Source organism: Arsenophonus symbiont of Ornithomya chloropus (assembly GCF_964026495.1).
Classification (GTDB): domain Bacteria; phylum Pseudomonadota; class Gammaproteobacteria; order Enterobacterales; family Enterobacteriaceae; genus Arsenophonus.
Genome location: NZ_OZ032148.1, coordinates 193,026 through 210,093, shown reverse-complemented (window position 1 = coordinate 210,093; position 17,068 = coordinate 193,026). Strand labels below are relative to the sequence as shown.

At 26.3% G+C, this 17,068-nt stretch carries 14 protein-coding genes; 2 read left to right on the top strand and 12 right to left on the bottom strand.

The window, feature by feature from the left end:
* Nucleotides 1-182: 182 nt before the first annotated feature.
* From rplA to ligA, 12 genes are all read right to left on the bottom strand, one after another.
* Entirely contained in the window at nt 183-878 is a 696-nt protein-coding gene (gene rplA, locus ABNS14_RS00825; protein ID WP_348666483.1) for a 50S ribosomal protein L1, read from the bottom strand.
* 3 nt (nt 879-881) lie between these two features.
* Entirely contained in the window at nt 882-1,316 is a 435-nt protein-coding gene (rplK, locus tag ABNS14_RS00820) for a 50S ribosomal protein L11 (RefSeq protein WP_348666482.1), read from the bottom strand.
* A 117-nt stretch (nt 1,317-1,433) separates the two neighbouring features.
* Entirely contained in the window at nt 1,434-1,979 is a 546-nt protein-coding gene (gene nusG, locus ABNS14_RS00815) for a transcription termination/antitermination protein NusG (protein WP_348666481.1), read from the bottom strand.
* A 1-nt stretch (nt 1,980) separates the two neighbouring features.
* Nucleotides 1,981-2,364, bottom strand: a complete 384-nt coding sequence (gene secE / locus ABNS14_RS00810; protein ID WP_348666480.1) for a preprotein translocase subunit SecE — start codon at nt 2,362-2,364, stop codon at nt 1,981-1,983.
* Between the two features lie 1,228 nt (nt 2,365-3,592).
* The gene (gene tuf / locus ABNS14_RS00805) at nt 3,593-4,777 is read right to left on the bottom strand and encodes an elongation factor Tu (protein ID WP_348666479.1); all 1,185 of its coding nucleotides are present in this window, start codon (nt 4,775-4,777) and stop codon (nt 3,593-3,595) included.
* A gap of 69 nt (nt 4,778-4,846) precedes the next feature.
* On the bottom strand, nt 4,847-6,958 hold the full coding sequence (gene fusA / locus ABNS14_RS00800) for an elongation factor G (RefSeq protein WP_348666478.1): 2,112 nt from the start codon (nt 6,956-6,958) through the stop codon (nt 4,847-4,849).
* 82 nt (nt 6,959-7,040) lie between these two features.
* Nucleotides 7,041-7,511 (bottom strand): 30S ribosomal protein S7, encoded by a 471-nt coding sequence (gene rpsG / locus ABNS14_RS00795; protein WP_348666477.1) that lies wholly within the window; start codon nt 7,509-7,511, stop codon nt 7,041-7,043.
* Between the two features lie 96 nt (nt 7,512-7,607).
* Complete coding sequence (rpsL, locus tag ABNS14_RS00790) at nt 7,608-7,982, bottom strand: 30S ribosomal protein S12 (protein ID WP_348666476.1); 375 nt, start codon at nt 7,980-7,982, stop codon at nt 7,608-7,610.
* 128 nt (nt 7,983-8,110) lie between these two features.
* The gene (tusB, locus tag ABNS14_RS00785; protein WP_348666475.1) at nt 8,111-8,416 is read right to left on the bottom strand and encodes a sulfurtransferase complex subunit TusB; all 306 of its coding nucleotides are present in this window, start codon (nt 8,414-8,416) and stop codon (nt 8,111-8,113) included.
* Between the two features lie 35 nt (nt 8,417-8,451).
* Complete coding sequence (gene tusC / locus ABNS14_RS00780; RefSeq protein WP_348666474.1) at nt 8,452-8,811, bottom strand: sulfurtransferase complex subunit TusC; 360 nt, start codon at nt 8,809-8,811, stop codon at nt 8,452-8,454.
* A gap of 17 nt (nt 8,812-8,828) precedes the next feature.
* Nucleotides 8,829-9,236, bottom strand: coding sequence for a sulfurtransferase complex subunit TusD (tusD, locus tag ABNS14_RS00775; RefSeq protein WP_348666473.1), 408 nt, complete (start codon nt 9,234-9,236; stop codon nt 8,829-8,831).
* A 1,089-nt stretch (nt 9,237-10,325) separates the two neighbouring features.
* A complete protein-coding gene (gene ligA, locus ABNS14_RS00770; RefSeq protein WP_348666472.1) occupies nt 10,326-12,353 on the bottom strand; it encodes an NAD-dependent DNA ligase LigA in 2,028 nt (675 codons plus the stop codon).
* 2,587 nt (nt 12,354-14,940) lie between these two features.
* Here ligA and ABNS14_RS00765 point away from each other — a divergent pair.
* Together ABNS14_RS00765 and ptsI are read left to right on the top strand one after the other, a co-directional pair.
* Complete coding sequence (locus ABNS14_RS00765) at nt 14,941-15,198, top strand: HPr family phosphocarrier protein (protein WP_348666471.1); 258 nt, start codon at nt 14,941-14,943, stop codon at nt 15,196-15,198.
* 153 nt (nt 15,199-15,351) lie between these two features.
* On the top strand, nt 15,352-17,061 hold the full coding sequence (ptsI, locus tag ABNS14_RS00760) for a phosphoenolpyruvate-protein phosphotransferase PtsI (RefSeq protein WP_348666470.1): 1,710 nt from the start codon (nt 15,352-15,354) through the stop codon (nt 17,059-17,061).
* Nucleotides 17,062-17,068: the final 7 nt, after the last annotated feature.

The following is a 17,068-nucleotide window of genomic DNA, read 5'->3' as shown; positions in this document are numbered from 1 at the left end:
GTAGCTTATTAAACACTTTTTTATGTCTACAATCCTAGAACAAAAATTTGAAACAAGACTTCTAATAAAACTAACTGTTATTTTATTGATACTATATCTTTAGGAAGATATATGTACATAATCAAATTTTATACATATTTCGCAAAAAGGTAAAGACAAAAATAATATTTTATACATTTCTTTTATATAGAAAAACATTTTTGATTCAGAATAAGGCTTGGTCCCATTGTTGTAGATAAACTGATCTTTTTTATATAAATACCTTTACTAGAAGACGGTTTTAATTTTTGCAAAGATAGTAATAATGCTTCAATATTTTCTTTTAAATCTGTATTATCAAAATTAATTTTACCTATAGTGGTATGAATAATACCATTTTTATCATTACGACAATATATTTGACCAGATTTTGCATTTTTAACTGCTTCCGTAATATTAGTGGTTACCGTACCCATTTTTGGATTCGGCATTAAACCACGAGGACCAAGAATATGGGCTAATGGTCCAATCATAGGCATTGTATCTGGAGATGCAATCACAATATCAAATTTTTTATAGCCAGCCTTAATTTTATCAGATAACTCTTCCATTCCCACTAATTCAGCACCAGCAGATTTTGCTTTTTCAGCATTAATACCTTGAGCAAAAACCGCAACACAAACCTTACGACCTGTACCATGTGGTAACATAATTGCACTACGAATATTTTGTTCAGATTTACGTGAATCAATACCAAGATTAATTGCAATGTCAACACTTTCTATAAACTTAACACAGGATAACTCTTTTAAGAAGATAATTCCTTCCATAAGATCATATACTTTATTAAAAGCAACTTTCTTATAAATATTATGCATTCTTTTGCTTAATCTACCCATAAATCAATTTTCCTCTACTACTAATCCAATAGAATGAGCAGTTCCTTGAATTGAACGCATCATAGATTCAATATCATTTCCTGTCATATCAGCAAATTTTATTTCAGCAATTGCACGAATTTGTGTAAGAGTAATCTTACCTACCTTTTCTTTATTAGGTTGACCTGAACCAGATTGAATGTTAACCATTTTTTTTAATAAAACTGCTGCAGGAGGTGTTTTAGTAACAAAAGTAAAAGACCGATCTGAATAAACAGTAATGATTACAGGAATTGGCAAACCTTTTTCTAAATTATCTGTTTTAGTATTAAATGATTTACAAAATTCCATAATATTTACTCCTTTTTGTCCTAAAGCTGGACCAACAGGAGGGCTAGGAGTTGCCATACCTGCTGCAACTTGCAGTTTAATATAAGCTTGAACTTTTTTTTTAACCATTTCTATTTTTCCTTAAAATTAATAAACACTCATTTTTTTAAAGCATAAAAAATTTTTTATATAAAATTTTATAAAAAAGAACAAACAAAAAATATTGCAGATAGATAAATAATATTTTTATACTTTTTCAACTTGACTAAAATCTAACTCTACTGGAGTTGCTCTACCGAAAATAGAAACTGATACCTTAAGACGACTTTTTTCATAATCAACTTCCTCAACTACACCATTAAAATCTACAAATGGTCCATCACTAACACGTACCATTTCTCCTGGTTCAAAGAGTGTTTTTGGTCGTGGTTTATCCCCTATTGCTTGTAAGCGATTCATAATCGCATCAATTTCTTTATCACTAATAGGAGAAGGATTATCTGGAGTACCACCAATAAAATTCATAACACGAGGTACACTACGTACCAAATGCCAACTATCATCATCCATGGTCATTTGCACTAAAACATATCCTGGAAAAAATTTTCTTTCACTTTTACGGCGTTGCCCATTTCTAATTTCCATTACTTCTTCTGTTGGCACCATTACTTCACCAAATTTATCTTCCATTGCATGTAATTTTATATGCTCTCGTAATGATTCTGCAACTCTAGTCTCAAAACCAGAAAACGCCTGAATAACATACCAACGTTTTTTAAAGGATTCTGACATTTTAAAACCTCAGACCTATAATAAATGAAACTAAACGTACCATTATACCATCTAAACCCCAAAGAATTAGTGACATAACAATAGTAACTAACGCAACAACTAATGTCGTTTGTAATGTTTCTTGACGACTAGGCCAAATAACTTTACGTATTTCTATTTTAGCTGCTTGTATAAATCCTAAAATTTCTTTTCCTTTTTTTGTCCACAATACAAGTCCAACAGAAAAAAGCGCCATAAAAACTACCGCAATAGTACGCAATATAGTACTATATTGTCGGAAATAATAATTACCAACAATAGCAATAATCAAAAAAAGTCCTACTAGTGCCCATTTTGCTATATCAAAAATACGTTCATTTTCTTTCAGCTTACTATTAAAGCTCATAAATCAACCTATTGCTATAATATTATGATATAATGAATATTTATTTTTATACGGAAAACAATGCATATTTACACGAAAAAATAAACTAATCTTAATCTTGAGTGGGTATTTAACATTATGCATAATGTATATGCCAAAAAGCAGTATATGCCAAAAAGCATCATAACATTATTTATTTAACAAATATCTAATATTTTTTATGTTTCTGATTATTATTTTTAATAATAAAAATCTTTTAAAAACTATTTTTTAAAAAAATCAAAAATATAAAAAACACAAAAATATCTTTTAGCAAAAATCAACATGAATTTAAATATTTTATTTCAATATTTATGGTTAACATTACAATTTTCTGTACATTTAATTTATGACAAATAAAAAACAAGCAAATTAATATGCTATTACTAATTTTCAACAAATACTACAATATAACAATATTCTCTATAAAAGAATATCAATATTTTATTTTCAAATACTTCTATAAATATAAAACATCATATTTAATACTATTAAAAAAAAAGTACCAAATAATAATAAAATTAACTTAATAAATTGTTTGCATAAAAATATGAATAACATAGCATTCAGGAAAATTTAAGAAGATAAACTATAAAAAATATCAGCACTATGATAATGATATTCAATAATAATTATTATTAATAATATATTTATCAAATACAATTTTTATATATAAAAATATTAAAAATACTATAAATTTTCTTTCATAAAAAACATACAACTATACAAAAAATTAATAAATTATGGGCATAATAAATAATTATATTAATCAATAATTATATTTTTAACTTCTTATTATTTATTTTTATTTTAATGTTTTCTTTCCAAAAAAATATTAAAAAAAAAGCTATTAATTCTTAATTTATTTATACAACATAAAATAAAATAAAGATAATATCTTATACATTTTATAAACTACTATTATACTTATTTTTGATAATAACTATATACTATTTAAACCAAGATTTTTACATTTCTTAATTTTCTGAAATTATATTTTTTTTTACATTGATATTAAAAATTTTTAATATATTTTTTAAAAAATTAAAAAATACTCTATATTCAATAATCAAAAAAATTAAAATCAAATATAAAAATATAACTTTCATTTTATTTAACCACAATTAAAAAAATATTACATAAAGGGCATCAGATGATACCCTTTATCATCTGATGCCTTTGTAAACAACTTTTATATGTTCATATCATCTTAGGAAATAATTTTAGCAACAATACCAGCACCTACTGTACGACCACCTTCACGAATTGCAAAACGCAATCCTTCATCCATAGCAATCGGTGCTATTAAAGTCACTTTCATATTAATATTATCTCCTGGCATAACCATTTCAACACCTTCTGGTAATTCAATTGTACCAGTTACATCTGTAGTTCTAAAATAAAACTGTGGTCGATAACCTTTAAAAAATGGTGTATGACGACCTCCTTCATCTTTACTTAAAATATACACTTCTGATTCAAATTGAGTATGCGGATTAATTGAATTTGGTTTGGCTAATACTTGACCTCTTTCTACATCTTCACGCTTTGTACCACGTAATAAAACTCCTATATTTTCGCCAGCTCGACCTTCATCTAATAATTTCCTAAACATTTCTACACCTGTACAAATTGTTTTAGTGGTCTCTTTCATTCCTATGATTTCTACCTCTTCACCAACTTTAATAACTCCACGTTCAACACGTCCTGTAACTACTGTTCCACGACCAGATATTGAAAATACATCTTCTATTGGTAATAAAAAAGGTTTATTTATTGCTCTTTCTGGCTCTGGGATATAATTGTCTAACGCATTTGCTAAATCAATAATTTTTTGTTCCCAATGAGGATCACCTTCTAAAGCCTTTAATGCAGAACCGTTAATAATCGGCGTATCATCTCCTGGAAAATCATACTGCGAAAGAAGTTCTCTAACTTCCATTTCTACTAATTCTAACAACTCTTCATCATCAACCATATCACATTTATTTAAGAAAACAATGATATATGGAACACCTACTTGACGAGCTAACAAAATATGCTCACGAGTCTGTGGCATCGGACCATCCGTTGCAGCAACTACTAAAATAGCTCCATCCATTTGTGCTGCACCAGTAATCATATTTTTTACATAATCTGCATGTCCTGGACAATCAACATGTGCATAATGACGTTTAGATGTATCGTATTCTACATGAGAAGTAGAAATAGTAATTCCACGTGCTTTCTCTTCCGGTGCATTATCAATTTGATCAAATGCACGAGCATTACCACCATATTTTTTTGCAAGAACTGTACTAATTGCTGCAGTCAAAGTTGTTTTTCCATGATCAACATGACCAATTGTACCAACGTTAACATGCGGTTTTGAACGTTCAAATTTTTCTTTAGACACGACTTGTATTCCTTATAAAGTTCTCAAAAATAGAAAAGAACTAAATCAAATAGTTAAATAAAAAATCTGTTATTTAGCTTTACGTGCTCCAATAATTGCTTGAGCAACATTCACTGGTGCTTCATTGTACTTCAAAAATTCCATTGAATAAGAAGCACGACCTTGAGTTTGTGAGCGCAAATCTGTAGCATAACCAAACATTTCTGATAATGGTACTCGAGCTCGAACTGTTTTAATAGTTCCTATATCTTCCATACCTTCAATAATTCCACGACGACGATTTAAATCACCAATAACATCACCCATATACTCTTCAGGAGTTTCAACTTCAACTTGCATAATGGGTTCTAATAATACCGGATTAGCTTTCATAAAACCTTCTCTAAAAGCTATTGAACCTGCAATTTTAAATGCCATTTCTGAAGAATCAACCTCATGATATGAACCATCATATAATGCTACTTTTACATCAACAACGGGGTAACCAGCTAAAACACCATTTTTCATCTGTTCTTGAACCCCTTTATCAACTGATGGTATATATTCTTTAGGAATTACACCACCAACAATTTCATTATGAAATTCATAACCAATGTCATGAACTTCTTCTAAAGGCTCAACACGAATCCATACATGACCAAATTGCCCGCGACCACCAGACTGACGTATAAACTTACCTTCCTGTTCAACAGATTTACGAATAGTCTCGCGATATGCTACTTGAGGTTTTCCGACATTTGCTTCAACTTTAAACTCACGACGCATACGATCAATCAATACTTCAAGATGTAATTCACCCATACCAGCAATAATTGTTTGACCTGATTCTTCATCAGTAGATACACGAAAAGATGGATCTTCTTGTGCTAAACGACCTAAAGCCATTCCCATTTTTTCTTGATCAGTTTTCGTTTTAGGTTCAATAGCAACTGAAATAACTGGTTGGGGGAAATCCATGCGTTCTAAAATAATTGGCTTATCAAATGCACATAAAGTATCACCTGTAGTGACCTCCTTAAGTCCAATAGCAGCAGCAATATCACCTGCTCTGACTTCTTTGATTTCTTCACGTTTATTAGCATGCATTTGCACAATCCGACCGAAACGTTCTTTTTTGTTTTTTACTGAATTAAAAACAGTATCACCTGATTTAACTACACCAGAATACACACGAAAGAAAGTTAAATTCCCTACAAATGAATCAGTTGCAATTTTAAAAGCTAATGATGAAAAAGGTTCATCATCACTGGGATTACGTTCTAAAGAACCATTCATATTATCCATCAAATCACCTTTAATGGCTGGAATATCAGTTGGGGCTGGCAAATATTCAATAACAGCATCTAACATTGCTTGTACACCTTTATTTTTAAAGGCGGAACCACAAGTAACTAAAATAATTTCATTATTGATTACTCTTTGTCGTAATCCTTTTTTACTTTCTTCCTCAGATAATACTTGAAAACTAAAATACTTCTCCATTAACTCATCTGATGCTTCTGCTGCAGCTTCAATTAATTTATTACGCCACTCTTCAGCCTGCAATTGCATATTTTCTGGAATATCATCATAAACAAAAGTAACACCTTGATCATTATCATTCCAATGAATTGCTTTCATTTTAATTAAATCAATAACACCACTAAATGATTCTTCTACACCAATAGGTAACTGTAACGGGATTGCTATTGCTCCAAGACGAGTTTCAATTTGTTTAACAACCCGTAAAAAATTAGCACCCATACGATCCATTTTATTAACAAATGCTATACGGGGCACTCGATATTTATTTGCCTGACGCCAAACAGTTTCAGACTGTGGTTGAACACCACCAACTGCACAATACACCATTACCACACCATCTAAAATACGCATAGAACGTTCGACTTCAATAGTAAAGTCAACATGTCCTGGTGTATCAATGATATTGATACGATGTTCATCAAACTGATTTCCCATACCAGACCAAAAGGCAGTAGTTGCAGCTGAGGTAATTGTAATACCACGCTCCTGCTCCTGCTCCATCCAGTCCATAGTTGCTGCGCCATCATGAACTTCTCCTATTTTATGACTAACCCCAGTATAAAACAAAATGCGCTCAGTTGTTGTGGTCTTACCAGCGTCAATATGGGCACTTATGCCAATATTACGATAACGCGTAATGGGAGTTTTACGAGCCATGTTTTTCCTCTCTCGTGATTATTCAATTCGTATAAAAAAGTAATATACATGCTACTTTCTTACGAAAGATAACTAACAAAACTTACCAACGATAGTGAGCAAATGCTTTGTTAGCTTCTGCCATACGATGAACATCTTCACGTTTTTTAACAGCAGTGCCTTTGTTTTCAATTGCATCAGTTAGTTCATTAGCTAAACGCAAAGCCATAGATTTATCAGGACGTTTACGAGCGGCTGCAACAATCCAACGCATGGCTAATGCATTGCGACGCACAGGACGCACTTCTACAGGAACCTGATATGTTGAACCACCAACACGACGCGATTTTACTTCTACCATTGGTCGAACATTTTCAAGTGCTATTTCAAAAGTTTCCATATGTTTTTTTTTAGCACGATAAGATAAAGTATCAAGTGCTTTATAAACAATCGTTTCTGCAATAGATTTTTTACCATCTACCATTAAAATATTAATAAATTTAGCTAATAATTCTGATCCAAATTTTGGATCTGAAAGAATTTTACGTTGACCAATTACACGACGACGTGGCATGGATATACTCCGTTTTAAAATATAAAGATTACTTAAATCTTTATGAGATTATTATGTAAAAATTACATGTTTAATCTTAATGAATAGATTACTATTTTAATTTTTTTGTTTTTTAGTACCATATTTAGAACGACTTTGTTTACGATCTTTTACACCAGAACAATCTAATGCACCCCGAACAGTATGATAACGAACACCTGGCAAATCTTTAACTCGACCACCACGAATTAATACCACTGAATGTTCTTGTAAATTATGACCTTCACCACCAATATAAGAAGATACTTCATAACCATTAGTTAAACGAACACGACATACTTTACGTAATGCTGAATTAGGTTTTTTAGGAGTCGTAGTATATACACGAGTACACACACCACGTTTTTGAGGACAAGCTTCTAGTGCTGGCACATTACTTTTCATAATTTTTGAACTACGTGGTTTACGAACCAATTGATTAATTGTTGCCATTTAAAACTCCTAGTTTTCATTGAGTAAGCACAAATATTTTTCTCATTATTAAAATAAGAAAATTTGAATAAGCAAAATTTTATTGCTGACAGAAACAGGTGTCAAGAAATATACAAAATGATAATTAATCACCAAGAAAAATATTGTGTATGTTTTACGGTTAGTTCTACAAAATCAATAAAAGATATTTGATGTATATAAGATGAAATATATGGTATTAATCCTCTTGCTTTAATATCATCTTGTAATGCAAATACATGAATGCCTTTTTTTTTAAATTGCATCAAATAATAATTATCATTATTATTCAGCAATTTTTTATGTCCCATCAAAACACCATCTTGCATTAATAATAATTCATCTTCTTTCATTACTAAGCTAATTAATGAATTCATATCAGTATAATAAGGAGAAGTAGAAATGCTATACAACATATATTAATTGTCTATTACTTTTTTAAAATTATTAACTAAAAAGTCAAAACCACATCATAATTTTTTAAATTATGTTTAAGCTGATCAACTGAAAGAATTGTTACAGGAAGAATAAAACAACTATCTGAAGAAAATCCTCTTTCTTCAAGATCTTCCTGACAAATATAACGATGATTAATATTATAGAGTGATAATAATTTATATGTTACAATATAATCACGCGACAAAATTTTATTTGGGTTTTGTCTTGCTAATAATTGACAGACGCCATCAGAAATAAAAAAAATACCTATTTTTTCAGTTAAAATAGCAGTTGCTAATAATAAATCCAATCCTTCACGTCCACTAGAAGTTCCATGAGGAACGCTCATAAAAATAAATGCTATTTTTTTCATATCGTTGTTATGATTTTTTAAAATTGAACTGTACGGTCACAAATAAGCATTGCTTCCACTAAATTAGTTAGACCACTTAATACAAAATTTTTATCTAAATTAGAATATAAACCGATATTTTTTGCTTCTATTTCATTAACAACACCACGTCTTAATGCAGCTGCAACACAAATATTCAATGTACATCCTGTTTTTTGCATCAATTTTTTCCATCCAATCAATAAATCAAATTCATCACTAGCTGGTGAATTGAATTTATTAGCATTATAAACTCCATCTTTGTAAAAAAAAACTGTTTTCAGTATATGTCCACTAACAAACAAAAAATTTGCAAATCGCCAAGCATTAGTAGCCATTTGTGTGCCATATGGGGCGCCAGTAACTAATAAACAATAAGTTAATTTTTTTTTAATAACAAGACTCATTTTTAACTCATAATAACAGTATTATTTTAATTCATTAATAAATAATATTTGATTATCATTAATATTTATTTTAAATATATCAACTATTTTTAAAATATCAACTATATGTATTAAGTATCATTTTATAAAATAAAAAATAAAAAAAAATCTAAGACAAAAATATCAGAAATATTAATAATCATATTTATGATATACTACTATATTAATTTAATTATTTATATAAATAAAAAATATGCATTTATCTTTTGATAAATCTATTTTAAATTTTCAAAAAAATATACAAAAATTTTTGTATTAAATAAAATCTTTTTTCAAAAAAGAAATTATTTTACCTATAATCAGGATCAGGATAATACAATTTTATATTAACAAAATTTAATTAATAATGAATTATACTCTTTTCTTTTAAATTTAAAAGAAAAAACGAAAAAGAGCATATAAAAATATTTAATTTCTGAAACTAAAATAAATATTTTTAAAATCACTATTTTTCTTATTAAGAATATTTTTAATATGTTAATGAACATTTTATATCATCATTATTTTATTTAAATTCTTAAAATTTTATAACTCATAAACAGAAAAATATTATAAATAAAAAATAAATACATTTTATGAACAAAAATTAATGCACATTAATTAAAAATGAATAAAAATAAAATAGATATAGATAAAAAAAATATAAGGAATTCGTAAAAAATGAAGTAAAATCAATCTTGATGATTATGTGTGTTTAATTTTATCTTGTATTAATCTCAATTTAATTTATTAAAATTAACACTATTACAATAACTATGTGTTAATATCAAATATAACATAATGCATAAAATAATAAATTTATTATTCGAAGATAACACAAAATATTTGCGAAATATATCTAAAATTATTTCTATTCATGCTTTTCTTCCAAATAGTAATTTACTATGTTTTTATATAACATAATAGAATAATATAAAAAACTAAATAATAAAATTTTTTATAAAAAAGTATCTTTCAGATGCATGTCTAAAAAATCATTTAAAATAATTGTTTTAATAACAATACTTAAGTACTTTTTGATTTTATTACTGATTTGAAAAAACTTATTTATTAATCTTCTTCTAATAATTTCATACATTCATTTTCATTTAGAATTTTTATTCCTAATTCATTTGCTTTAGCAAATTTTGAACCATAATTTTTTCCAAAAATCACTAAATCAGTTTTTTTGGAAACATTCTCCATGACTTTAGCACCAAAAAAAATTAATTTATTTTTTAATTGATCACGTGTTAAAAAATGAAATTTTCCTGTTAAAACTATAGTTTTTCCTAAAAATTCAATATTTTCTTTCTTTTTGATTACAGATTTTTCAACTTTTCTAACTAAAAAACTAATACCAATTTTATATATTAATTCATTAACAATATTACGATTCTTCTCTTCACGAAAAAAAAATATGATATTTCTAGCTACTATTTCTCCAATATCTTTTACTTTTTTTAGTGATTCCATATCTGCTTTTATTATTGCTTCCAATGAACCATAATAGTCGGCTAAATTATTAGCTGTAACTAAACCGACTTCTTGAATACCTAAAGCATAAACAAAACGTGCCAATGTAGTTCTCTTAGATTTCTCAAGAGAATACATTAAATTTCTTTGAGATTTCAAACCAATACGTGTTAATTTTGAGAATATTTTACAATTTAAAAAATAAAGATCAACAACTGTATTTACATAATTTTTATCAACAAGTTGATTAATTATTTTCTCTCCCATACCTCTAATATTCATAGCACTTCTTGAAACAAAGTGCCTCAAAGTTCTTTTGCGTTGTGCAGCACAAATAAGACCACCAGTACAACGAATTCTCACTTGACCTTCAATACGCTCAAGATATGAACTACACGTTGGGCAATAAATAGGAAAAATAATTTTTTTACTATTAGTAGGCCGAAATGTAGAAACCACATTAACAATTTTAGGAATTACATCACCTGCTCTACGAATAATAACAGTATCCCCGATACGTATTTTTAAACGTTTAATCTCATCAACATTATGAAGTGTTGCATGAGAAATAGTAACACCAGAAATTTTAACAGGTTTTAATTTAGCTATAGGTGTAACAATACCTGTGCGTCCAACCTGAAATTTTACATCATTTAAAACAGTCATTTCTTCTTGAGAAGGAAATTTAAATGCTATAGCCCAACGAGGTGCTCGAGCAATAAATCCAATCTTTTTTTGTAATTCTAATGAATCTACCTTAATTACTATACCATCAATATCAAAACCTAACCCTAAACGAATATGTAACATTTGATGATAATATTCTAAAACCTCTTTACTATTTTGACAAAATTTTATTTTATCACTAATAGGTAATCCCCATCTTTTAAATTGCATCAAAGATTTATATTGACTATTTGGTAATATCTTACCGGAAAATATACCAAAACCATAACAAAAAAAATGTAATAATCTTTTAGCAGTAATACTTGAATCTACCTGACGCAATGATCCAGCAGCAGCATTTCTTGGATTAGAAAAAATTTTTTTATGACATCCATCTTCTTTGTTTAATTTTTTAAAATTTTCATGCGTCATAAAAACTTCGCCACGAATTTCAATAATCTTAGGAATATTATCACCTTTTAACTGCACTGGGATACATAATATTGTACGAATATTATCAGTAATATTTTCACCTATTTTACCATCACCACGTGTTGCTGCTTGTACTAATTTACCATTCTTATATAATAAACTAACAGCTACACCATCTAATTTAGGTTCACAACAAAAACTTAATTGAATATTTTTCTTAAAATAAGAATGCACTCGTTTATTAAATGCTAAGTAAGTTTTTTCATTAAAAACATTGTCTAATGACAACATCGGTATTTCATGATATACTTCTTTAAAAGATTTTAATGGTAAAGCTCCAACACATTGTGTTGGAGAATCACTGGTAATAAATTCTGGATACAACAATTCTAATTGTTGTAATTCTTCCATCATTTTATCATATTTCTGATCAGATATTATGGGTTGGTCTAATACATGATAATGATATGCGTAATGCAGTAACTGCTCTTTTAAAATTTCAATTTTTTTTTTATGATTTATCATAAGAAATCTTTTCATATCAAATAAAAGAAAAAATCTATTGTAGATTGATTATCATACTCAAACAAAATCGTTATACTAAATTTAATATATTGATACTTTAGTTAGTTTATTTTTCAATACAAGAATAATGTATATTCATGAATTTTTGATTTTATAATCTTCATCTCGACATCATTCCATATACGATATTATTCTCTATAAAGTAACAACAGTTTTTAACACCTATAACAACATTAATTTAATTAGATATTAGATCTTGAATTACCATTATTAAAAATAAAATTGTAAATATAGATACAAGGAAGTTATAAGATTAATCATTATTTCTATATAAATGATTTAATTATTTTAAAAAAAATAAATAACATTCATTGAAAACCACATAACTATATCAAAAAATTAACATAGCAATAAAAAATTCTATTTTAAATAAAAAAATAAAAAAATAATCTAAAGAATTTTTTTATAAAGACTTAAGCTTTTAAAGTAACTACATAAAAAATATTTTTTATTATCTAAAAAACTTTTTTATTATACTATTCCGCAAATATATTATCAATTTTTAAAAATCTATTTTCTATACTGTTTACGGCAATACATACTTTTTTATATTATTTTGTTTTTTATCTTCATAGCATTTTTATTTCTAATATTAAATATACAATATCTATTTTTTATTCTTTATATTCGTTATCTATATCATTTTTATACATCAAAATGATATTGTTAATTATCTTTATCTTAAATAATCAATGTTTTTTTCTTTAAAGTTTTAATTGTAATTACTGAAATATTCACTATAAATTTTAATTACTTGAATATTACTTTTGCATTAAAATAAATTAACAATCATTAATAATTAATAACTTTATCTTTCAACCTAAATTTTTTAAAAAACTATATCATAAAATGGTTTTTAAAAAATTTTAAACGAGCTTTACAATTTATTTCCATACTAGTATATAAAACTAAAAGAATTATAATTATTCTAGAATACTAATATAATATGATAAACATCCTTTTTTTTGATTTTTTTATTGCTTTCTATTATTTAATAATTACCGTTATTTTTATAGAAAAATAATTTTTATATTAATAGTAATACGAAAAAATAAAAAAATATTTATATATATTAACTACCATTGATTAAAAATTTAATTTTTGGTTTAAAAAGATTTAAAAAATAATATTTTTTTAAATAAAACTGTTAACTTATTTTAACAAACATCTTTCAAATCTTAAAAAATTAAAAGTCTCTTCAAAAGAAGAAATATATAATACAACAAATTTTGATAAAAATAATAAAAACAAAAAAAATGGAAATTAACTTATAAAAAAAATACAAAAAATATCAAAATATAAATATATATATTATGTAATTCACCAGAAAATTTACTGATTTTTCATGAATTAATTGTTTAAAAGTCATATATTAAAAATAAAACTATATTTTAAATCAAAAATATCATCTACTAATTCATTTAATGTACAATCGACTCGATACTTAAAGAAATATTTATTTTATTAAAAATATAAATTTTAAAATTATGCTAAATATTAAAATACAAAATTTAAGCATTATTTTCTTAAATAAAATTATCATTATCACCCTAATATTTCTTGTTAAAAATATCATTAATACATGCACATATTAAACATAAAAAAATATTCTTTAGAATTTTTTTTGAAAAACCATCTAAAAAAATATATTCATTTTATGAATTAAAACAAAATAGATTTTTAAATCTATAAAGATACAAATAAAATTTAATATATTTTATATCAAGTTATTTATATTCATAAAAATATCAAAAATACTACTTTTCTATTATATGCAAAAAAAATGATTTTTTTAACATCAATAAAAATCTAATTGTTTACTAAAAAACCATAAATTTCAAAAAAAAATATAATACATTGTGTAGATGAATTATGATTTTATACATGAATTATATTATCATGTAGCTTATATGTAGATTCTACACAATAATTATCAAAAAATAAAAAGATTTATTTTTATTAACTATTTGTTATAAATCTTTAAATGATTAACAATAATTACAAAAATAATTAAAAAAAATATTACAAATATTGCATAATAAGAATCAAATCAAAAATAAAAATAAAACAAATCTAATATTAGATTAGAATGGAAATATAAATAATAAATAATAATGATATATTCAACTAAAAAAGTATTTTTTAAAAAAATTATATTTTATATGACATAAAATATAATTTTAAAAGCTAAAAAAATAACATCTTTAAATTATGTTACTTACAAAATATTTGATATATTTTATATTTTAAATGTAATTTAACTATGTGTTAAGATGATCTTTAAAAATTATTTTTAATATTTCAAACACAAATTATCTTACATAACAGGAATTTAAAAAATATTTAAAAATAAAACAAAGAAATTATATTATTTATATAATTTTAATATTCATAACATATATGCTTCATCACAGAAAAAACTGTCCTTGTATATTCTGAGAAAAGTAGTACGCAAATTCAGATTTTTTCAGCTAAAATATGTTATATTATCAACAAAACATATTAAATTTGTTGAGGGGAAAATAATATGTTCAAACAAGAAGTCATAATAACAGCATCTCATGGTTTACATACTCGTCCTGCATCTCAGTTTGTTAAAGAAGCCAAAAATTTCTCTTCTGAAATTACATTAAAACTTGGTGATAAATCTGCAAGTGCTAAAAGTTTATTTAAATTACAAACACTAGAATTAAGTCAAGGTACAGTTGTAACTATATCAGCAGAAGGTGAAGATGAAAAACAAGCAGTAGAACATCTAGTTAAAGTTATGGCTAAATTAGAATAGAAATGAAGATCATAAAAAACAAAATCAAAATTTTTAATTTATCTATATAAAAAATATTAAAAATAGAATCTATAATTAACGATTAATTTTGCAGCCATAATATCCCTATGAGCTAAATATTATCCACCCATTGTTAATAAGGTAACAATATTTATGATTTTAGGAATTTCAGTATCACCAGGTATCGCCTTCGGGAAAGCATTAATTCTGAAAGAAGAATTAATTGTTGGCAATCAAAAAAAAATTACTGATACCCAAATTAACAATGAAATTAATAGATTTATTACTGGAAGAAAACAAGCAGTAGAACAATTAAAAAATATAAAAAAAATCGCTAAAAAAAAAATAGGTGAAGAAAAAGCAGAAATTTTTGAAGGTCATATTATGTTACTAGAAGATGAAGAGCTAGAACAGGAAATTTTGGCTTTAATACAAAAAGAACATAAAACAGCAGATGCAGCAACTCAAAAAGTCATTGAAGAACAAGCAATAGCATTAGAAGAATTAAATGATGCTTACTTAAAAGAACGTGCTACTGATGTTAGAGATATTGGTACACGTTTACTAAAAAATATTCTAGGCTTACCAATTATTGATTTAAGTACAATTACTGAAGAAATTATTTTAGTTGCACACGATCTTACTCCTTCTCAAACAGCACAATTAAATTTTAAAAAAGTACTTGGCTTCATTATTGATTTAGGAGGTCAAACCTCACATACTTCAATTATGGCAAAATCCTTAGAAATTCCTGCTATTGTTGGCACAAGTAATGCCACAAACCAAATTCAACCAAATGATTATATTATATTAGATGCCATTAATAATCACATTTATAAAAATCCATCTACAAATCAAATTAATAAATTAAAGAAAATCAAAAAAAAATATTTATCTGAAAAAAATGAATTAAAAAAATTTAAAAATCTACCAGCTATTACTCTAGACGGACATCAAGTAGAAGTTTGTACTAACATTAGTAACTTTTATGATATAGATAAAAGTGCATGTATTGGTTTATATCGAACTGAATTTTTGTTCATGAATCGCAATACTTTACCAACAGAAGAAGAACAATTTCAAACCTATAAAAAAATGGCAGAAAGCATATATCCAAAAACTGTTATTATTCGTACAATGGATATTGGAGGTGATAAAAATATTCCTTATATGAACTTACCCAAAGAAGAAAACCCGTTTCTTGGCTGGAGAGCAATTCGTATTTCCCTAGATCGAAAAGAAATTCTTCATGCTCAATTACGAGCTATATTAAGAGCTTCTACATTTGGTCAATTACGTATTATGTTTCCCATGGTGATTTCTGTTGAAGAAATTAGAAGTTTAAAAAAGGAATTACAAATCCTTAAAAATCAATTAATTAAAGAAAAAATAGCATTTAATAAATCAATTGAAGTAGGGATAATGATTGAAACACCAGCAGCAGCAATTATGTCAAATCACTTAGCAAAAGAAGTCGATTTTTTTAGCATTGGTACCAATGATTTAACTCAGTATACACTAGCAGTTGATCGTGGAAATAAACTTGTTTCACATTTATACGATCCAATGTCTCCTTCTGTATTAAAACTAATCAAAAAAGTTATTGATGCTGCTCATGCAGAAGGGAAATGGACTGGTATGTGTGGTGAACTTGCCGGTGATGAACGGGCTACATTATTACTACTGGGGATGGGATTGGATGAATTTAGCATGAATAGCACCTCGATACCAAAAATAAAAAAAATTATCAGAAATGCAAAATTTCAAGATACAAAAAAATTAGCCAAAGAAGCACTAACTCAATCAACAGCAAAAGAATTAATGGATGTTATTGAAATATTTATAAAAAACAATATAACATGATTATATT